Raw genomic sequence first — 15403 nt, forward strand, 5'->3', positions numbered from 1 at the left:
TTGTCGGCCGGACCGGGGCGCGCGGACCCCGGGATACGTCAGGCGCCCCCGAGCGCCTGAGCACTGGCGTGGCGCTTATTTCTTGAAGACCGGCTTGCCGAGTGCGAGGTTGCTGGGCGCGATGGTGACCAGCTTGCCGTCCTGCCACTGCATCACGTAGAACGTGGATGCATTGTTCTGGCCGTCTTCGCCGAAGTCGAAGGCCCAGCCGTTGGCGGTCTGGCCGGCCGGCTTTTTGTAGGCCAGGACGGCGGCGCGGATCTTGTCCTTATCCGTGGACTTGGCGTTGCCGATGGCTTCGAAGAAGGCCTTGGCGCCGACGTAGTTGGTCAGGCTGTGGCCGGATTGGGGATCGCTCTTGTAGGTGGCCTTGTAGGCTTCGAGGAACTTGTCCAGGCCGGGCGCGCCTGCGGGATTGATGGAGGATTGCGGGAAGTCCAGGTCGAACACGCCGTTCATGTCGGCGCCCACGGCCTTGGCCGTGTCCGCCAGCGAATAGCCGCCGCCCGCGCCGATCACGACCTTGGGCTTGAAGCCCGCGGCGCGCGCCTGGCTGAAGAACAGGATGGCGTCGTTCTGGTAGGCCGTCTGCAGCACCACGTCGACCTTGGCGCCCTTCAGGCGCAGGATCAACGAGGACAGGTCGACGGTCTTGGCCGAGTACGGCAGCACTTCCGCGACCGTATAGCCCAGTTCCTGCGCGCGTTTTTTCTCGGTGGCGGCCACGTCGGTGCCGTAGGGGCCGTCCTCGTGGATGATGCCGATCTTGATGTCCTTGGGGTTCAGCCCCATGCCCGGCGCGATGGTGTCGTGCAGCGCGTTGACCACCGACACGCCGTACAGCGCGGTGTTGGGGTTGCTGCGGAACAGGTACTTGTAGCCGCGGGTGGTGATCTTGTGCGCGGTGGCGCCCAGTTCGAAATAGGGCACGCCGGCCAGCTCGGTCACGGGCGAGGCCGCGTAGGAAATGCCGGAAGCGTAGCTGCCGAACACGCCGACCACGTTGGAGGAAATCAGGCGCTTGGTTTCCGACACGGCTTGCGTCGGATCGACGGCGTCGGCCTTGATGATTTCGATCTTCTCGCCGTTGACCCCGCCCGCGGCGTTGATTTCATTGACGGCCAGCTCCAGGCCGCGATAGCTCTCTTGTCCCAGGAGCGCGAGCGCGCCGCTGAACGGGAAGAGGGCGCCTACCTTCATGTCGGCCGCTGCGGTGCCGCTTGCCAGCGCGCCGCATACGCCCAGCGCCAAAGCAATTTTGTTGAACTTGAACACTGTCTACGCTCCTTTGTCGGTATGGGATGCGGACTTTCTTGTTTGGTCCGTTTTTTTGAATATATGATATATCGGCCGGGCGGGTAGCAAACCCCGCCTTGGATTCTAGTGGGGGCCGTAACCCGCCGAATCGGGGAATTCCCTAAAGCCGCATGAATAAAGACTTAGCGGGCTGACGTCGAGCAAATCCAGGTGCTTTTGCTACTTCGGGATGACACTTTTCGATGTACGGCCCGGTTGCAATAAACGTCATAAGCTGGCAGTTTTTTTCATATATCGTATATCATCAATCGGCCGTTTTTCATAAGAATCAGGAGACAGAGGCATGTTCGAGGAAGTGGATTTCGCCGGGAAAAAGGTGCTCATCACCGCCGGCGCGGACGGGCTGGGCCTGGAGATGGCGAAGGTGTTCCGCCATGCCGGCGCCTCCGTGTTCGTATGCGATGTGAACCAGGAGCGCTTGGCCGCGCTGCCGGCCGAATTGCCTGGCGTGCATGCGGCCCTGGCCGACGTCTCGGACGAAGACAGCGTCGCCGCGCTGTTCGATCAGGTCCGCGCCAAGCTGGGCGGCCTGGACATCCTGGTCAACAACGCCGGCGTGGCCGGTCCCACTGGCTACGTCGAAACCCTGTCCAAGGCGGACTGGGACCGCACGCTGGCCGTGAACATCACCGGACAGTTCCTGTGCGCGCGCCAGGCCATCGGCCTGCTCAAGGAGTCCAAGGCCGGCGTGATGATCAACCTGTCGTCCGCGGCCGGCCATCTGGGCTTTGCCGGGCGCTCGGTTTATTCCGCCTCGAAGTGGGCAGTGATTGGCTTCACCAAATCCCTGGCCATCGAACTGGGTCCCTATGGCATCCGCGTCAACGCCATCCTGCCGGGCGCGGTGGAAGGGCCGCGCATCCGCGCCGTGATCGCGGCGAAGGCGGATACGCTGGGCCGTCCGGTGGAGGAGATTGCCGCGCAGTACGAGAACCAGGCCGCGCTGGGCCGCATGGTCACGGCGCGCGATATCGCCAACATGGTGCTGTTCAACGCCAGCGAGGCCGCCCGCAGCGTCTCGGGGCAGGCCATCGTGGTGGACGGCTTCACACAGAAGCTTTACTGATGGACGCCGGGTCCAAGGCGCAGCGCGCCGCCATCATCGGAACCGGCCTGATCGGCCAGGGCTGGGCCATCGTGTTCGCCCGCATGGGCTGGGAAGTGCGCCTGTATGACGTCAACGCCGCAATGCTGGCCGAAGCCCGCGGCCTGATCCTGCAGCAGCTGCGCGAACTTGAAGCCCAGGGCTTGCTGCAGGACGCCGAGGCCATAGGCGGGCGCGTCCATGTGGCAAGCAACCTGGCCGATGCCTTGAAGGGCGCCAGCTACATCCAGGAGAACTCGCCCGAAAACGTCGAGATCAAGCGGGCGCTGTTTGCCGAACTGGACGCGGCGGCCGAACCCGACGCGATCATCGGCAGTTCCACGTCCAGCATCCCCGCCAGCGAATTCACCGGGCACCTGGCCGGGCGCCACCGCTGCCTGGTGGCGCACCCGGTGAATCCGCCGTACCTGATCCCGGTGGTGGAACTGTGCCCCGCACCCTGGACCAGCCCGCAGGCCGTCGATTCCGCCCGCGCCGTCATGGCCGGCATCGGCCAGAAGCCGGTGCTGGTGCGGCGCGAAATCGAAGGCTTCATCCTCAACCGCCTGCAGGGCGCGCTGCTGCACGAGGCGTTCCGCCTGGCCAGCGCGGGCATCGCCAGCGCCGAGGACATCGACGCCACGGTGAAGGACGGCCTGGGCCTGCGCTGGTCGTTCATGGGGCCGTTCGAAACCATAGACCTCAACGCGCCGGGCGGCATCGCCGACTATTGCGCGCGCTACGGCGGGCTGTACCAGTCCATCGGCGCGACCCAGGGCGAACCCGTCGCCTGGGACGGCGCGCTGGTCGAAGCGCTGTCGGAGGAACGCCGCGGCTTGCTGCCGCAGGAAGATCTTGCCAAGCGCCGCTTCTGGCGCGATGAAAAACTGATGCGCCTCATGCGCCATAAACAGGACAACGGAGACAACAATGGCTAAGCCCAAGCAGAAAGTCATCATCACTTGCGCCGTGACGGGCGCCATCCACACGCCCAGCATGTCGCCGCACCTGCCGGTAACCGCCGACGAGATCGCGGAGGCTGCCATCGGCGCGGCCAAGGCGGGCGCGGCGGTGCTGCACCTGCATGCGCGCGATCCGCAGACCGGCAAGCCGTCGCAGGATCCGGCGCTGTTCAAGCCCTTCCTGGAGCGGATCAAGCGGGAAACGGACGCCATCATCAACATCACCACCGGCGGCAGCCCGCATATGACGGTGGAAGAGCGCATGCGCCCGGCCACCACCTTCAAGCCGGAACTGGCGTCCCTGAACATGGGGTCCATGAACTTCGGCCTGTACCCCATGCTGGGCCGCTTCAAGGAGTTCAAGCACGACTGGGAGCGCGAGCATCTGGAGAACAGCCGCTCGCTGGTGTTTCGCAATACCTACCAGGACATCGAATCGATCCTCGCACTGGGCAACGCCAACGGCACCCGCTTCGAGTTCGAGTGCTACGACATCAGCCACCTGTACAACCTGGCCCATTTCGTGGACCGCGGCCTGGTCAAGTCGCCGCCCTTCATCCAGTCGGTATTCGGCATCCTCGGCGGCATCGGCCCGCACCCCGAAGACCTGATGCACATGAAGCGCACGGCCGACCGCTTGTTCGGCAACGACTATGAGTGGTCGATCCTGGGCGCCGGCCGCGGCCAGATCCCGCTGGCCACCATAGGCGCGGCCATGGGCTCGAACGTGCGGGTGGGGCTGGAGGATTCGCTGTGGATCGGCCCGGGCGAGATGGCGCAATCCAATCAGGTGCAGGTGGAGCGCATCCGCACCATCCTGGAGGCGTTGAACCTGGAAATCGCCACGCCCGCAGAAGCGCGCGCCAAGCTGGACTTGAAGGGCAAGGACAACGTGGCGTTCTGATGCGGCCAGGGGCCGGCCGCTATCCGGCTCCTTGTCGCGTCAGGCGCGGCGGCGCAGCGCGGCAGCCAGCGTGTCGGTGTCGAGCGCGCGGTCGAAGTTGGCGGCGTGGCGGGCCTTCAGGCTCAGCTCCGCAGCCAGCCGCAGTTCCGCGTCGTCCGGCATGTCGGCCGCACCCAGTTCGCGCAAGGTGGTGGGCAGGCCCACCAGGGCATACCAGCGGGTCAGCTCGTCCAGCATGCCGTCCGTCCGGCTTTCCAGGTCCAACTGCACCAGCAGGCCGACCGCCACCTGCAGGCCATGCGGGGCGCTCGCCACGCCGCTGATCTTGGGCAGTCCGCGCGTCAGCGCGTGGGCGATGGACAGGCCGCCGCTTTCGAAACCGAGGCCGCTCATGAGGATCATCGCTTCCACCACGCGTTCAAAGGCCGGCGTAGGCTGGCCGCTGCCGGCAACCGCCACGGCATCCGCGCCGTCGGCCAGCAGGGTGCGCAGGCAGCCGTCGGCGATGAACTGGGCGGTGAGAGGCGGCGCGCCGTCATACATGTTGCGGCCGCCGTTGCGGCCGCATTGCTCTGCCTCGAATTTCTTCGAGACCGCGTCGCCCAGCCCGGCGAGAAAGAAATTCGCCGGCGCGGTGGCGATGACGGCGGTATCGACCAGCACGATGGTGGGGTTGAACAACATGTGCTCCACCGCCAGGAGGTTGTGATGGGCGTCGTACAGGACGTAGTTCTTGCTGGTCGGCGCGTCGTTGGACGCGACGGTCGGCACGGTGATGAGATGGCAGTGCGAGGACTTGGCCACCGCCTTGCCCGCGTCCAGCGCCTTGCCGCCGCCCACCGCGATGACCATGTCGATGCCGGCCGGCGCGGCCTGCGCGCGCAATTGCGTGATCGCGGCCGGCGTCAGGTCGCCTTCGACCATCAGCGGTATCAGCGACACGTTTTGCGCCGCGCACAAGGCTTCGATTCTTGGCCCCAGCACGCCATGCACGTAACTGTCGATGACCAGGGCCGCGCGGCGGCCGAACAGGGCTGCGTACTGTCCCAGGGTGTCCAGGGCGCCGGCGCCCTGGATGTAGCGGCTGGGCGCGCCAAAAATCTTCAGCATCGGATTTTCCTTCGGGTTTGCCTATTTGCGGGCAGCAGGGGGGCGGTAGTCGAGTTCCTTTTCGCGCTCGACCAGCCAGTCGATCATGATCTTGCCGCCCCAGACCAGATCGGCCTGGATGGCTTGCCTGGCGGCTTCGGAGTCGCGCGCTTCCAGGGCTTCCAGTACCGCTTCGTGGCGGTGCTCGTTCTGCGAATAGTCCAGGCCCGAGGTCTTGACGTGGAACACCTTGAGGATGGGGCCGGTGATCACCCAGAACGATTCCACCGTGGCGCGCAGGATGGGCTTGTTGCTGGCTTCCAGGATGGCGAAGTGGAATTTGCGGTTCAGGTAGCTGGCGCGCTTGGGATCGCTGGCGGTGCAGGAGATGAAGTCCCGCTGCAGCGCGATCAGGTTGTCCAGTTGCTTGCGCGTGATGTGCTGGGCGGCCTCGGCCGCGCCCATGCCTTCCAGGTGGAAGCGGATCTGCTGGATTTCACGCAGCTTTTCCGAATTGACGTAAGGCACGTAGACCGCGGTGGCCGCCTGCATTTCCAGGCCTTGCTCGCTGATCAGCCGGAAGATGGCCTCGCGTACAGGCGTGATGGAGACGCCCATTTCCTGGGCCAGTTCGCCAATGATCAGGCGTTCGCCGGGTTCGTACTGCCCGTTGATCAGGGCATTGCGGATTTCGTTGTAGACCCTGACGGAGAGGTTCTCTTTCTTGACCGGTTTAAGGCTGGACATGACAGGCTCAGGCTTGCTGTATTGATGGGGGCGGGTGGATTCGGGATGAATTCTATCCCGCCATGGCAAATTCGAGCGCGATGGGTATATTATATATCATATATCCTAACAGCGAAAAGGAAGCGCCATGAGGAGTGACAGGGAGGTCCCCACCGAAGGGGAGGTCGGGCTGCTGCGGGAAAAGGCCCGCCACATCCGGCTGGAGACCATCAGGTTGATCGAGATCGCCAAGGTCGGGCATTACAGCTCGGTGTTCTCGTGCGCGGAAATCTTCGCCGCGCTGTACTACGACGTGATGCGGCTGCGTCCGGGCGAGCCTCAGTGGCCCGACCGCGACCGCTTCCTGATGGGCAAGGGCCATGCGGCGGTGGGCCTGTTCCCGGTGTTGGCCGACCATGGCTTCATTGCCCGCGAACTGCTGGACGGCTACACGCGCCTGGGCAGCCCGCTGGGGGACCATCCCGACATGAGCAAGGTGCCGGGCGTGGATTTCAGCTCGGGTTCCATCGGCCATGCCTTGTCCAATGGCGTGGGCATGGCGGTGGGCGGGCGCATGAGCGGGCGCGACTTCAACGTCTTCGTGCTGCTGGGCGATGGCGAGATGCAGGAAGGCCAGGTCTGGGAGGCGGCGCTCTTTGCCGCCCACAACCGCCTGTCGCGCCTGGTCGCCATCATCGACCGCAACGGCTACCAGCTGGACGGCAAGGTCGACGACGTCATGGGCGTGGAATCGCTGAAGGAAAAATGGCAGGCCTTTGGTTGGGAGGTGCACGAAGTGGACGGCCATGACCTGGCGGAACTGACCGCCTTGCTGCGCCGCCTGCGCGCGGACGAATCGCGCGCCAGGCCGGCCTGCGTGATCGCAAAGACCATCAAGGGCAAGGGCGTCTCCTACATGGAAACCGAGCCGGGCTGGCACCTGGGCTACCTGGCGCCGCAAGATGCGCAAAGCGCCGTCGAAGAAATCCTTTCCCGCGAGATCTGAATGGCACAGGCACAAGTTCTCTCTCCCGATTCCTGGCAGTACCGCGCACTGAACGCGGTGAACCCCGGGCTGTCCTATCTTTCCGACGCGCTGATCGAATTGGCTGCGGCCGGCCATCCGGTGGTCGCGGGTTCGGCCGACCTGCAGTACTCCAACGGCCTGAACCGTTTTGCCCAGGCCTATCCCGACCGCTATGTGCAGTTCGGCATTTCCGAGCAGAACATGGTGTCGGCCGCGGCAGGCCTGGCGACCACGGGCATGATGCCCTTCGTCGCGACCTTCGCGTCCTTCCTGGGTCTTCTGTGCTGCGAACAGATCCGCATGGACGTGGCGTATACCAAGCTGCCCGTGCGCCTGATCGGCCACCACACCGGCATCAGCCTGGGCTTTTACGGCACCTCGCACCACGCCACCGAAGATATCTCGACGATGCGGGCGCTGGCGGGCCTGACGGTGGTTTCGCCTGCCGACGGTCCGCAGCTGGCATCCGCCATCAAGGCATCGGTGGACTGGCCCGAGCCGATCTACTTCCGCATCGGCCGCGGCCGCGACCCGCAGGTTTACGAAGATGGCGTGCCGTTCGAGTTCGGCCGCGCCATCGTCCATTCCAGCGGCTCGGACCTGAACATCATCGCCTGCGGCATCACCGTGCACGCGGCCCTGGCCGCCGCCGAGCAGCTGCGCGGTGAAGGATTGTCGGTGGGCGTGATAGACATGCCCACTATCAAGCCCCTGGACCGCGACGCCGTGCTGGCCGCGGCAGGCAAGTCCCGCGTGCTGATGACGGTGGAAGAGCACAACGTGCTGGGCGGGCTGGGCTCGGCCGTGGCCGAGGTGCTGGCCGACGCGGGCACAGGCACGCGCCTGCGCCGCCATGGCGTCTACGATGAATACAGCCTGATCGCGCCGCCCACCACCCTGTATGCGCACTACAAGCTGGACGCGGACGGCATCGCCGACGTCGCGCGCGCCACGCTCCGGCCCTGAGACATGGAGACAGACATGAAGGAAATCACCGGCACCACGCGCCTGTTCGGCATCCTGGCCGATCCCATCCACCACGTGAAGACGCCGCAGCGCATGAACGAGCATTTCGCCGCCATCGGCTTCGACGGCGTGTGCGTGCCGTTCCACGCCCGGCCGGACAACCTGGCGGAGGTGGTCGCCGGGCTGCGGCGGCTGGAGAACCTGGGCGGCGTCATCGTCACGGTGCCGCACAAGACCGCGATACTGGACCTGGTGGACGACGCCACCCCCGTGGCGCGCAAGATCGGCGCGGCCAACGTGGTGCGCCGCGAGGCCGACGGCAAGCTGGTGGCGCACATGCTGGACGGCGAGGGATTCGTGCGCGGCCTGCAAAGCGCGGGCGTGTCGCCGCAGGGCAAGAGCGCCTATCTGGCGGGGGCGGGCGGCGCGGCCAACGCTATCGGTTTCGCGCTGGTCCAGGCCGGCGTGTCGCGGCTGACCATCGCCAATCGCACCACGGCCAAGGCCGAGGATCTGAAGGCGCGCATCCTGTCGCTGCATCCCGGCGCCCGGATCGATGTGGGTACGGCCGACCCCTCGGGGCATGACCTGGTGGTCAACGGCACTTCGCTGGGCATGAAGCCGGACGATGCCTTGCCGCTGGACGCCAGCCGCATGACGCCGGACCAACTGGTCTGCGAAGTCATCATGCAACCCAAGGACACGGCCTTGCTGTTGGCGGCGCAGGCTCGCGGCTGCAAGGTGCACTACGGCGCGCCGATGCTGGCCTGCCAGATCGAGCTGATGGCGCAGATGCTGGGCGTGGCGGCGGACCAGCCGGCCGGCGCAGGACGCTGACGGGTATGAGCGACTACGACTTCATCATTGCCGGGGGCGGCACGGCGGGCTGCATCCTGGCCAACCGCCTGAGCGCCGACGGCAAGTACCGCGTGTTGATGCTGGAGGCCGGGCATGAAGCCCGCAGCATGTGGATCTCGATTCCGGCGGGCTTTTCCAAGCTGCTGGTGAACCCGGAATACAACTGGCGCTTCGCCACCGAGCCGGAAGACAACGTCCATGGCCGCACCATCGCCGTGCCGCGCGGCAAGGGCGTGGGCGGGTCGACGTTGATCAACGGCATGATCTACGTCCGAGGCCAGCCGCAGGATTACGACGGCTGGGAGGCCGCGGGCGCCACCGGCTGGGGCTACAGCCAGGCCGAGCGCATCTTCCGCAAGATCGAATGCTACGAACCCGGCGACGCCAGCCGCGGCAAGAACGGTCCCATGCATCTGGAAGAAGTCGCCGAACGCTTTCCCATATCGGACGCCTTCCTACAGGCGGCGCAGGAAGACGGCCAGCCATTGAATCCCGACTACAACGGCGGCAGCCAGGAGGGCGTGGGCTACTACCAGGTGCTGCAGCACCGGGGCAGGCGCTGGAGCGTGGTGGACGGCTACCTGAAACCCGCTTCCGGCCGCAAGAATCTCACCGTAGAATGCGGCGCGCACGTGACGCGGCTGGTGTTCGAGGGCAAGCGCTGCGTGGGCGTGGCCTACCGCAAGAATGGACAGGAGCACATCGTGCGCGCGCGGCGCGAGACGCTGCTGTGCATGGGCGCGGTGCAGTCGCCGCAACTGCTGGAGCTGTCCGGCGTAGGCAATCCCGCCTTGCTGCAAGCGTTCGGCATCGCACCGGTGCTGGCGCAGCCGCAGGTCGGTGAAAACTATATCGACCACTTTGCCACGCGCATGAACTGGCGAGTGAAAGGCACGGTGACGCTGAACGAGATGTCGCGTGGGTGGCGTCTGGCGCAGCAGGTGGCGCGCTACTACGCCAGCCACAAGGGCATCCTGACCCTGGGCACGGGACTGGTGCACGGCTTCGTGAAAAGCGCGCCGGACCTGCCGACGCCCGACGTGCAGTACTTCTTCGTGCACGCCAGCTACGCCAACGCGGCCGAACGCATCCTCGACCGGCATCCTGGCATGACGATAGGCGTGGCGCAGCTGCGGCCCGAGTCGGTCGGATCCATCCACATCAAGTCCGCGGACCCGCAGGCGGGGCCGGCGATCCGGCCCAACTTCCTGTCGGCCCAGGTGGACCGTGACAGCCTGGTGGGCGGCATGCTGGCGGCCCGGCGCATCGTCGGCCAGCCGGCCATGCGGCGCTATGTCGAATCGGAGATCAGCCCCGGCGCGGCGGTGGACAGCTACGACGAATGGCTGGACTTCGCGCGGCACAACGGCCAGACCATCTACCACCCCATAGGCACCTGCCGCATGGGTTCCGATGCCGCAGCCGTCACTGACGTGCGCTTGCGCGTGAACGGCCTGTCCGGCCTGCGCGTGGTGGATGCCTCGGTGATGCCGAAGATGGTGTCCGGCAATACGCAGGGCGCTGTCATGATGGTGGCCGAGCGGGGGGCCGAGATGATCCTGGAGGACGCGGCGCAGGCCTAGCCGTACCCTCATTGGAAAAAGGCGCACGGGGCCAACCGGTCCGTGCGCCTTTGCACTTCAGCGGATGAGGAAGCCGGCGCCGACGGGGTCGTTCTTGTCGATCACCCAGCGCGCCGTGCCCAGGATGCTGGCCGTGCCCTTGACCGTGGGACGCACGGCGCGGGTGCCGTTCAGGTCCACCTCGCCCAGCAGGCAGCCTTCGAACACGCCGCTGCCCAGCAGGCCTTCCGACTTGATCGGCTGGTTCAAGCCCATCTTGCCGCGCGCTTCGAACATGGCCATCATCGCGCTGGTGCCGGTGCCGCCGGGCGAACGGTCCAGCTGGCCGGCGCTGAAAACGTGCACGTTCTTGTAGAACGCGCCTTCGATGGTCGGCTGGTGCCAGAAGGTGATGAAGTTCAGGTTGTTGATGTGGGCCTCGGTCGGGTGCTGGATGCGGTGGCGGGCATTGAGCTGGTCGCGCACGATCAGGCCCATGCGCGACAGCTCCGTGCCGTTGTCCGGCGAGATGCGCAGGTCGCAGCCCGACAGGTCGACGATGCCGAAGTAATTGCCGCCCCAGACGATGTCGGCCGACAGCTTGCCGTAGCCGGGCAATTCCACCGGAATGTCCTGCGCGGCCACGTAGGCAGGCACGTTCTCGAAGCGCGTCCACAGCACGTTGTCGCCCTCGGAAGCCACTTCCGACACGACCAGGCCGGCGGTGGTTTCAAAGCGGATCTTGGTGATGCAGTCCTTGCCGCGGGGCACCAGGCCGTTGGCCACCATGGCCATGCTGACCGCGATGGTGCCGTGGCCGCACATGTGCGAATACTCGGTGCCGTCGATGTAGATCAGGCCCGCGTCGTATTCGGGGCTGGACGGCGGCGTGAGGAACACGCCGAACATGTCCTTGTGGCCGCGCGGCTCGCGCATCAGCGCCTTGCGCAGCCAGTCGTAGTTCTGCTCCAGGAAGGCGCGCTTCTCCAGGATGGTGGAGCCGGCGGGGTAGGGGATGCCGCTATGCACGATGCACAGGGGCTCGCCTTCGGTATGGGTATAGATGACATCGAACGCGTCTTGCTTGCGCATGACTGTGGCTCCAGACAGTAGGGTAGGGAAGAAAGGTTACTTGCCGCGTTCGGACAGCATGTCCAGCCCGACGGTCAAATCCAGGATGACGATGGCGATCACCGCAACCACGATCGTGGCGCCCGATACGGCTGCGATGGTCGGATCTATCGTGTATTGCACGTAGTTGAAGAGCTTCACGGGGATGGTGTTCAAGTCCGCCGTGGTGTTGAAAATCGACAGCTCCACGTTGATCCAGGAAGAGATGAACGCGAAGATCGAACCGGTGACGATGCCTGGACGGATCTGCGGCAGCACCACCAGGAAGAAGGTCGTCCACGGGTTCGCGCCCAGGTCGGCCGAGGCTTCTTCCAGCGCGCGCTGCTCCGGCGTCAGCAGGGTCAGCGTGGACCGCAGCACGAAGGGCGCGATGATGACGATGTGCCCGATCAGCAGGGACAGGAAGCTGCGCGTCAGGCCGAAGTACGCGCCGTATTGCAGCAGCGCCGCGCCCAGCACGATGTGCGGCAGCACCAGCGGCGACATCAGCACCGAGGTCAGCGCGGCCTTGCCCGGGAACTCGTAGCGCGCCACCGCCAGCGCGGCCGGCACCGTCAGCAGCACGGCCGCGGCCGTGGCCGCCAGCGCCAGCACCGTGCTGGTCGTGAACGCGGCGACGTAGCCGGCCTCGATCAGCAGCGTGCGGTACCACTCCAGCGTGAAGCCCTTGGGCGGAAACGCCAGGTAGGGCGTGGACGTGAACGAGGAACCCAGGATCACCACCAGCGGCAGGGCCAGGTAGGCCAGTACCCCCAGGGCGACCAGGCGGATCAGGTTGCGGGCGATCATCGCGCGGCTCCCGGCAGGACGGCGGCGCGGTTGGCAAGCGCCACCAGGATCAGGGTGAACACCAGCAGCACCATGCTCAGCGCGCCGCCGTAATGGAAGTCGAACACCGTGCTGTACTGCTGGAAGATCAGCATCGACAGCACCGACACACGTCCCCCCGACAGCAGCGCAGGCGTCACGTAGGCGCTGACGGCCAGGGTGAAGACCATGATGGCGCCGGACACCACGCCGGGCAGGGTCAGCGGCCAGGTGATGTGGAAGAAGGTCGCCGTGGGACTTGCGCCCAGGTCGGCCGAAGCCTGCTCGCAGGCGGGATCGACCCGCGCCAGCGCATTGCCCACCGCCAGCACCACGAAGGGCAGCAGCACGTAGACCATGCCGATCAGGATGCCCAGCTCGGTGCCGATGAAACGCATCGGACGGTCGGCGATGCCCGCGCCCACCAGGGCCTGGTTGACCAGCCCGTTGCGGCCCAGCAGCACCATCCAGCCGAAGGCGCGCACGATATTGCTGGTGAACAGCGGCACCACCAGCAGGATCACGCAGAAGCGCCGCCAGGCCTGCCAGCGCACCACGCGTACCAGATACCAGGCCAGCGGATAGCCCAGGATCACGCAGGCGACCGTGGTGAAGAACGCCAGCCGGAAGGTCACCAGGATCACGTCCCAGTGGTACTGGTCGCCCAGCACGCGCAGGTATTGCTGCGGAGTCAGGGTCAAACCATCGGCGCCGCCGGTGATGCTGGCCAGCGCCACCACCGCCAGCGGCGCCAGGAAGAAGGCCGCGAAGAACAGCACGGGAGCCGCCAGCAGCAGGCCAGGCGAACGCCAGGCGCGCGCGTTCATGGCCGTTCACCGATCAGGTGCAGGTGTTCCGGCGCGAAAGCCAGGCGCGCCGCGGCGCCCGGGCCCAGCCCCGACGGCGCAATGCCGCCGTGGCGCGCCACCAGGACCTGTCCGCCGATGTCCACGTGGATCATGCAGTGGCTGCCCACGTTGATGACGTCGGTGACCGTGCCGTTCAGCGCAAGCGCCGCCGATTCATCGGCCAGGCGCAGATCCTCGGGCCGCAACACCGCCACGCCGCGCGCGGGCGCGGCCTTGCCCGGGAACGGCACGCGCAGTCCCTGGGCATCCAGCTGCAGCACATCGCCGTTGGCGGTGTACGGCATGAAGTTGGCGTCGCCGATGAACTCGGCCACGAAGCGGGTGGCGGGATGCCGGTAGATCTCGGTCCCGCCGCCCACCTGTTCGATCTTGCCCGCATGCATGACCACCACCCGGTCGGCCATGGTCATGGCTTCTTCCTGGTCGTGCGTGACGAAGATGAAGGCGATGCCCAGCTTGGCCTGCAGGTGCTTGAGTTCCAGCTGCATGCGCTTGCGCAGCTTCAGGTCCAGCGCCGACAGCGGTTCGTCCAGCAACAGCAGCTTGGGCTGGTTCACGATGGCGCGCGCCAGCGCCACGCGCTGCTGCTGGCCGCCGGACATTTCGCGGGGATAGCGCGGACCGAAGTCCGCCAGGCCCACCATGTCCAGCGCCGACCGGGCGCGCCCGGCCGCTTCCTGCTTCGACGCGCCCTGGCGCCGCGGGCCATAGGCCACGTTTTCCAGCACGTTCATGTGCGGAAACAGCGCATAGTTCTGGAACACCGTGTTCAGCGGCCGATGGTGCGCGGCCAGGCGGCTGATGTCCTGGCCTTCAATCAGGATGCGGCCCGATTCGGGCCTGAGGAATCCGGCGATCGAACGCAGCAGGGTGGTCTTGCCGCAGCCGCTGGGACCAAGCAGGGCCACGAACTCTCCCTGTTGGATCTCCAGATCGATGCGGTCCAGCGCCTGATAGGCGCCAAAGCGCATCGACACGCCTTCAATGGTAAGCAAAGCGGACATGTTCTATCCCGGTCTAGCGCTTGCGGGCAACCTGGCGGTTCCAGGCGTCCGTGACCTCGGCGCGGCGGCTGTTGATGAGGTTCCAGTCGAACAGGCTCAGGTTCTTGACCGAGCCGTCCGCGCCCCAGGGCAGCTTGCGCGCCACGTCCTTCGGCACCTGCACATCCTTGACGGCGGGGCCCAGGTACAGGCGCGTGGCCAGGCAGGCGGCGGCATCCGGCGTGAGCGCGGTGTCGATGAACTTCTGCGCGGCCGCCTTGTTCGGCGCGTTCTTCACCAGATGCAGGCGCGCATCCGTGGCCCAGGCGCCTTCCTTGGGCACGGCGAAGCCGATGGGCAGTCCCTTGTCGATCAGATCCCAGGCGCCCACGTTGAAGTGCGCGCCGATGATGGCCTCGCCGCTCTGGTAGGCGTTGGTGGCGGCGCCCGAGCTGTCGAAGAACAAGGCCGTGTCCAGCGACGCAAGCTTGGCGTACAGCGGCGCCAGGTTGGAAGGATCGACAGAGAACACCCGCGCCAGGAAGAAGATGAACGGCACGCCCGACGAGTTCGCCGGCGAAGGAATGGCGACCGCGCCGGCATACTCGGGCTTCCACAAGTCCTTCCAGCTGGCGGGCGCCTGAGGCACTTCCTTGGTGTTGTAGGCGATGCCCAGCGAGTAGTAGCCGGTGCTGACCGCGTAGGCGCTGTCGCCATTGCGGTACACGCCCTGGTCGATGACGTTCTTCAGATTGGGAATGCCGGCGGGATCCAATGCGTCCAGCACGCCGGCTTCCGCGGCCAGTTCGCTGATGCCGCCGTCCATCCACGCCACGTCTATGGTGGGCGCGCCCTTCTGCTGCTGCAGCTTGGCCAGCGTGGTGGTGGACGTGCCCACTTCGGGCACCACAGTCACGCCGGTGGCCTTGGTGTAGGGCTCGGCCACGCAGGCGCGGAACGCGTCGCCCCAGTTGCCGCCGTACCAGGCGACGGTGATCTTCTGCTGCTGGGCCAGCGCCTGGCCGGCGGCCAGCAGTCCGGCTCCCAGCAATGCGGCGCGCAGCGCGCGGCGGGTAGGTGTTGCCATGTCGGATTCCCCTTGTCGATTTATCGGGTCC

15 protein-coding genes are annotated in these 15403 nt (G+C 66.2%); 7 read left to right on the top strand and 8 right to left on the bottom strand.

Annotated features, from left to right (window positions below):
- Positions 1-75: 75 nt before the first annotated feature.
- Positions 76-1275, bottom strand: a complete 1200-nt coding sequence (locus IB257_RS15565; protein ID WP_013395477.1) for an ABC transporter substrate-binding protein — start codon at positions 1273-1275, stop codon at positions 76-78.
- A 325-nt stretch (positions 1276-1600) separates the two neighbouring features.
- Here IB257_RS15565 and IB257_RS15570 point away from each other — a divergent pair, with 325 nt between their 5' ends.
- From IB257_RS15570 to IB257_RS15580, 3 genes are read left to right on the top strand one after another with little or no spacing between them, the layout of a single operon-like run.
- Positions 1601-2383, top strand: coding sequence for an SDR family oxidoreductase (locus IB257_RS15570; protein ID WP_054457818.1), 783 nt, complete (start codon positions 1601-1603; stop codon positions 2381-2383).
- On the top strand, positions 2383-3339 hold the full coding sequence (locus IB257_RS15575) for a 3-hydroxyacyl-CoA dehydrogenase (RefSeq protein ID WP_054457817.1): 957 nt from the start codon (positions 2383-2385) through the stop codon (positions 3337-3339). Before IB257_RS15570 ends, IB257_RS15575 begins: the two co-directional genes overlap by 1 nt.
- Positions 3332-4267 (top strand): 3-keto-5-aminohexanoate cleavage protein, encoded by a 936-nt coding sequence (locus tag IB257_RS15580; protein WP_054457816.1) that lies wholly within the window; start codon positions 3332-3334, stop codon positions 4265-4267. Before IB257_RS15575 ends, IB257_RS15580 begins: the two co-directional genes overlap by 8 nt.
- A gap of 39 nt (positions 4268-4306) precedes the next feature.
- On the opposite strand, the gene IB257_RS15585 is transcribed toward IB257_RS15580, so the two are convergent.
- Positions 4307-5377: a glycerol dehydrogenase gene (locus IB257_RS15585; protein ID WP_119450649.1), complete on the bottom strand. Its 1071-nt coding sequence runs from the start codon at positions 5375-5377 to the stop codon at positions 4307-4309.
- A 21-nt stretch (positions 5378-5398) separates the two neighbouring features.
- Entirely contained in the window at positions 5399-6103 is a 705-nt protein-coding gene (locus IB257_RS15590; protein ID WP_054457814.1) for a GntR family transcriptional regulator, read from the bottom strand.
- A 127-nt stretch (positions 6104-6230) separates the two neighbouring features.
- Here IB257_RS15590 and IB257_RS15595 point away from each other — a divergent pair, with 127 nt between their 5' ends.
- The 4 genes from IB257_RS15595 to IB257_RS15610 are packed head-to-tail and all read left to right on the top strand — an operon-like array spanning position 6231 to position 10516.
- On the top strand, positions 6231-7088 hold the full coding sequence (locus tag IB257_RS15595) for a transketolase (RefSeq protein ID WP_119450650.1): 858 nt from the start codon (positions 6231-6233) through the stop codon (positions 7086-7088).
- Positions 7089-8075, top strand: a complete 987-nt coding sequence (locus IB257_RS15600; protein ID WP_192354063.1) for a transketolase family protein — start codon at positions 7089-7091, stop codon at positions 8073-8075.
- 15 nt (positions 8076-8090) lie between these two features.
- A complete protein-coding gene (locus IB257_RS15605; protein ID WP_192492520.1) occupies positions 8091-8912 on the top strand; it encodes a shikimate dehydrogenase in 822 nt (273 codons plus the stop codon).
- 5 nt (positions 8913-8917) lie between these two features.
- Complete coding sequence (locus tag IB257_RS15610; protein ID WP_192492521.1) at positions 8918-10516, top strand: GMC family oxidoreductase; 1599 nt, start codon at positions 8918-8920, stop codon at positions 10514-10516.
- A 57-nt stretch (positions 10517-10573) separates the two neighbouring features.
- On the opposite strand, the gene IB257_RS15615 is transcribed toward IB257_RS15610, so the two are convergent.
- The 5 genes from IB257_RS15615 to IB257_RS15635 are packed head-to-tail and all read right to left on the bottom strand — an operon-like array spanning position 10574 to position 15372.
- Complete coding sequence (locus tag IB257_RS15615; protein WP_192492522.1) at positions 10574-11587, bottom strand: proline racemase family protein; 1014 nt, start codon at positions 11585-11587, stop codon at positions 10574-10576.
- Between the two features lie 36 nt (positions 11588-11623).
- Positions 11624-12415 carry an ABC transporter permease gene (locus IB257_RS15620; RefSeq protein WP_054457808.1) on the bottom strand — a complete coding sequence of 264 codons (792 nt, stop codon included), beginning with the start codon at positions 12413-12415 and terminating at the stop codon, positions 11624-11626.
- Positions 12412-13260 (bottom strand): ABC transporter permease, encoded by an 849-nt coding sequence (locus IB257_RS15625; RefSeq protein WP_054457807.1) that lies wholly within the window; start codon positions 13258-13260, stop codon positions 12412-12414. Before IB257_RS15625 ends, IB257_RS15620 begins: the two co-directional genes overlap by 4 nt.
- Positions 13257-14306, bottom strand: a complete 1050-nt coding sequence (locus IB257_RS15630; protein WP_054457806.1) for an ABC transporter ATP-binding protein — start codon at positions 14304-14306, stop codon at positions 13257-13259. Before IB257_RS15630 ends, IB257_RS15625 begins: the two co-directional genes overlap by 4 nt.
- 13 nt (positions 14307-14319) lie before the next feature.
- Entirely contained in the window at positions 14320-15372 is a 1053-nt protein-coding gene (locus IB257_RS15635) for an ABC transporter substrate-binding protein (RefSeq protein WP_054457805.1), read from the bottom strand.
- Between the last annotated feature and the right edge of the window lie 31 nt (positions 15373-15403).

This window comes from Achromobacter sp. ACM03, from assembly GCF_014851665.1.
GTDB lineage: Bacteria > Pseudomonadota > Gammaproteobacteria > Burkholderiales > Burkholderiaceae_B > Achromobacter > Achromobacter aegrifaciens.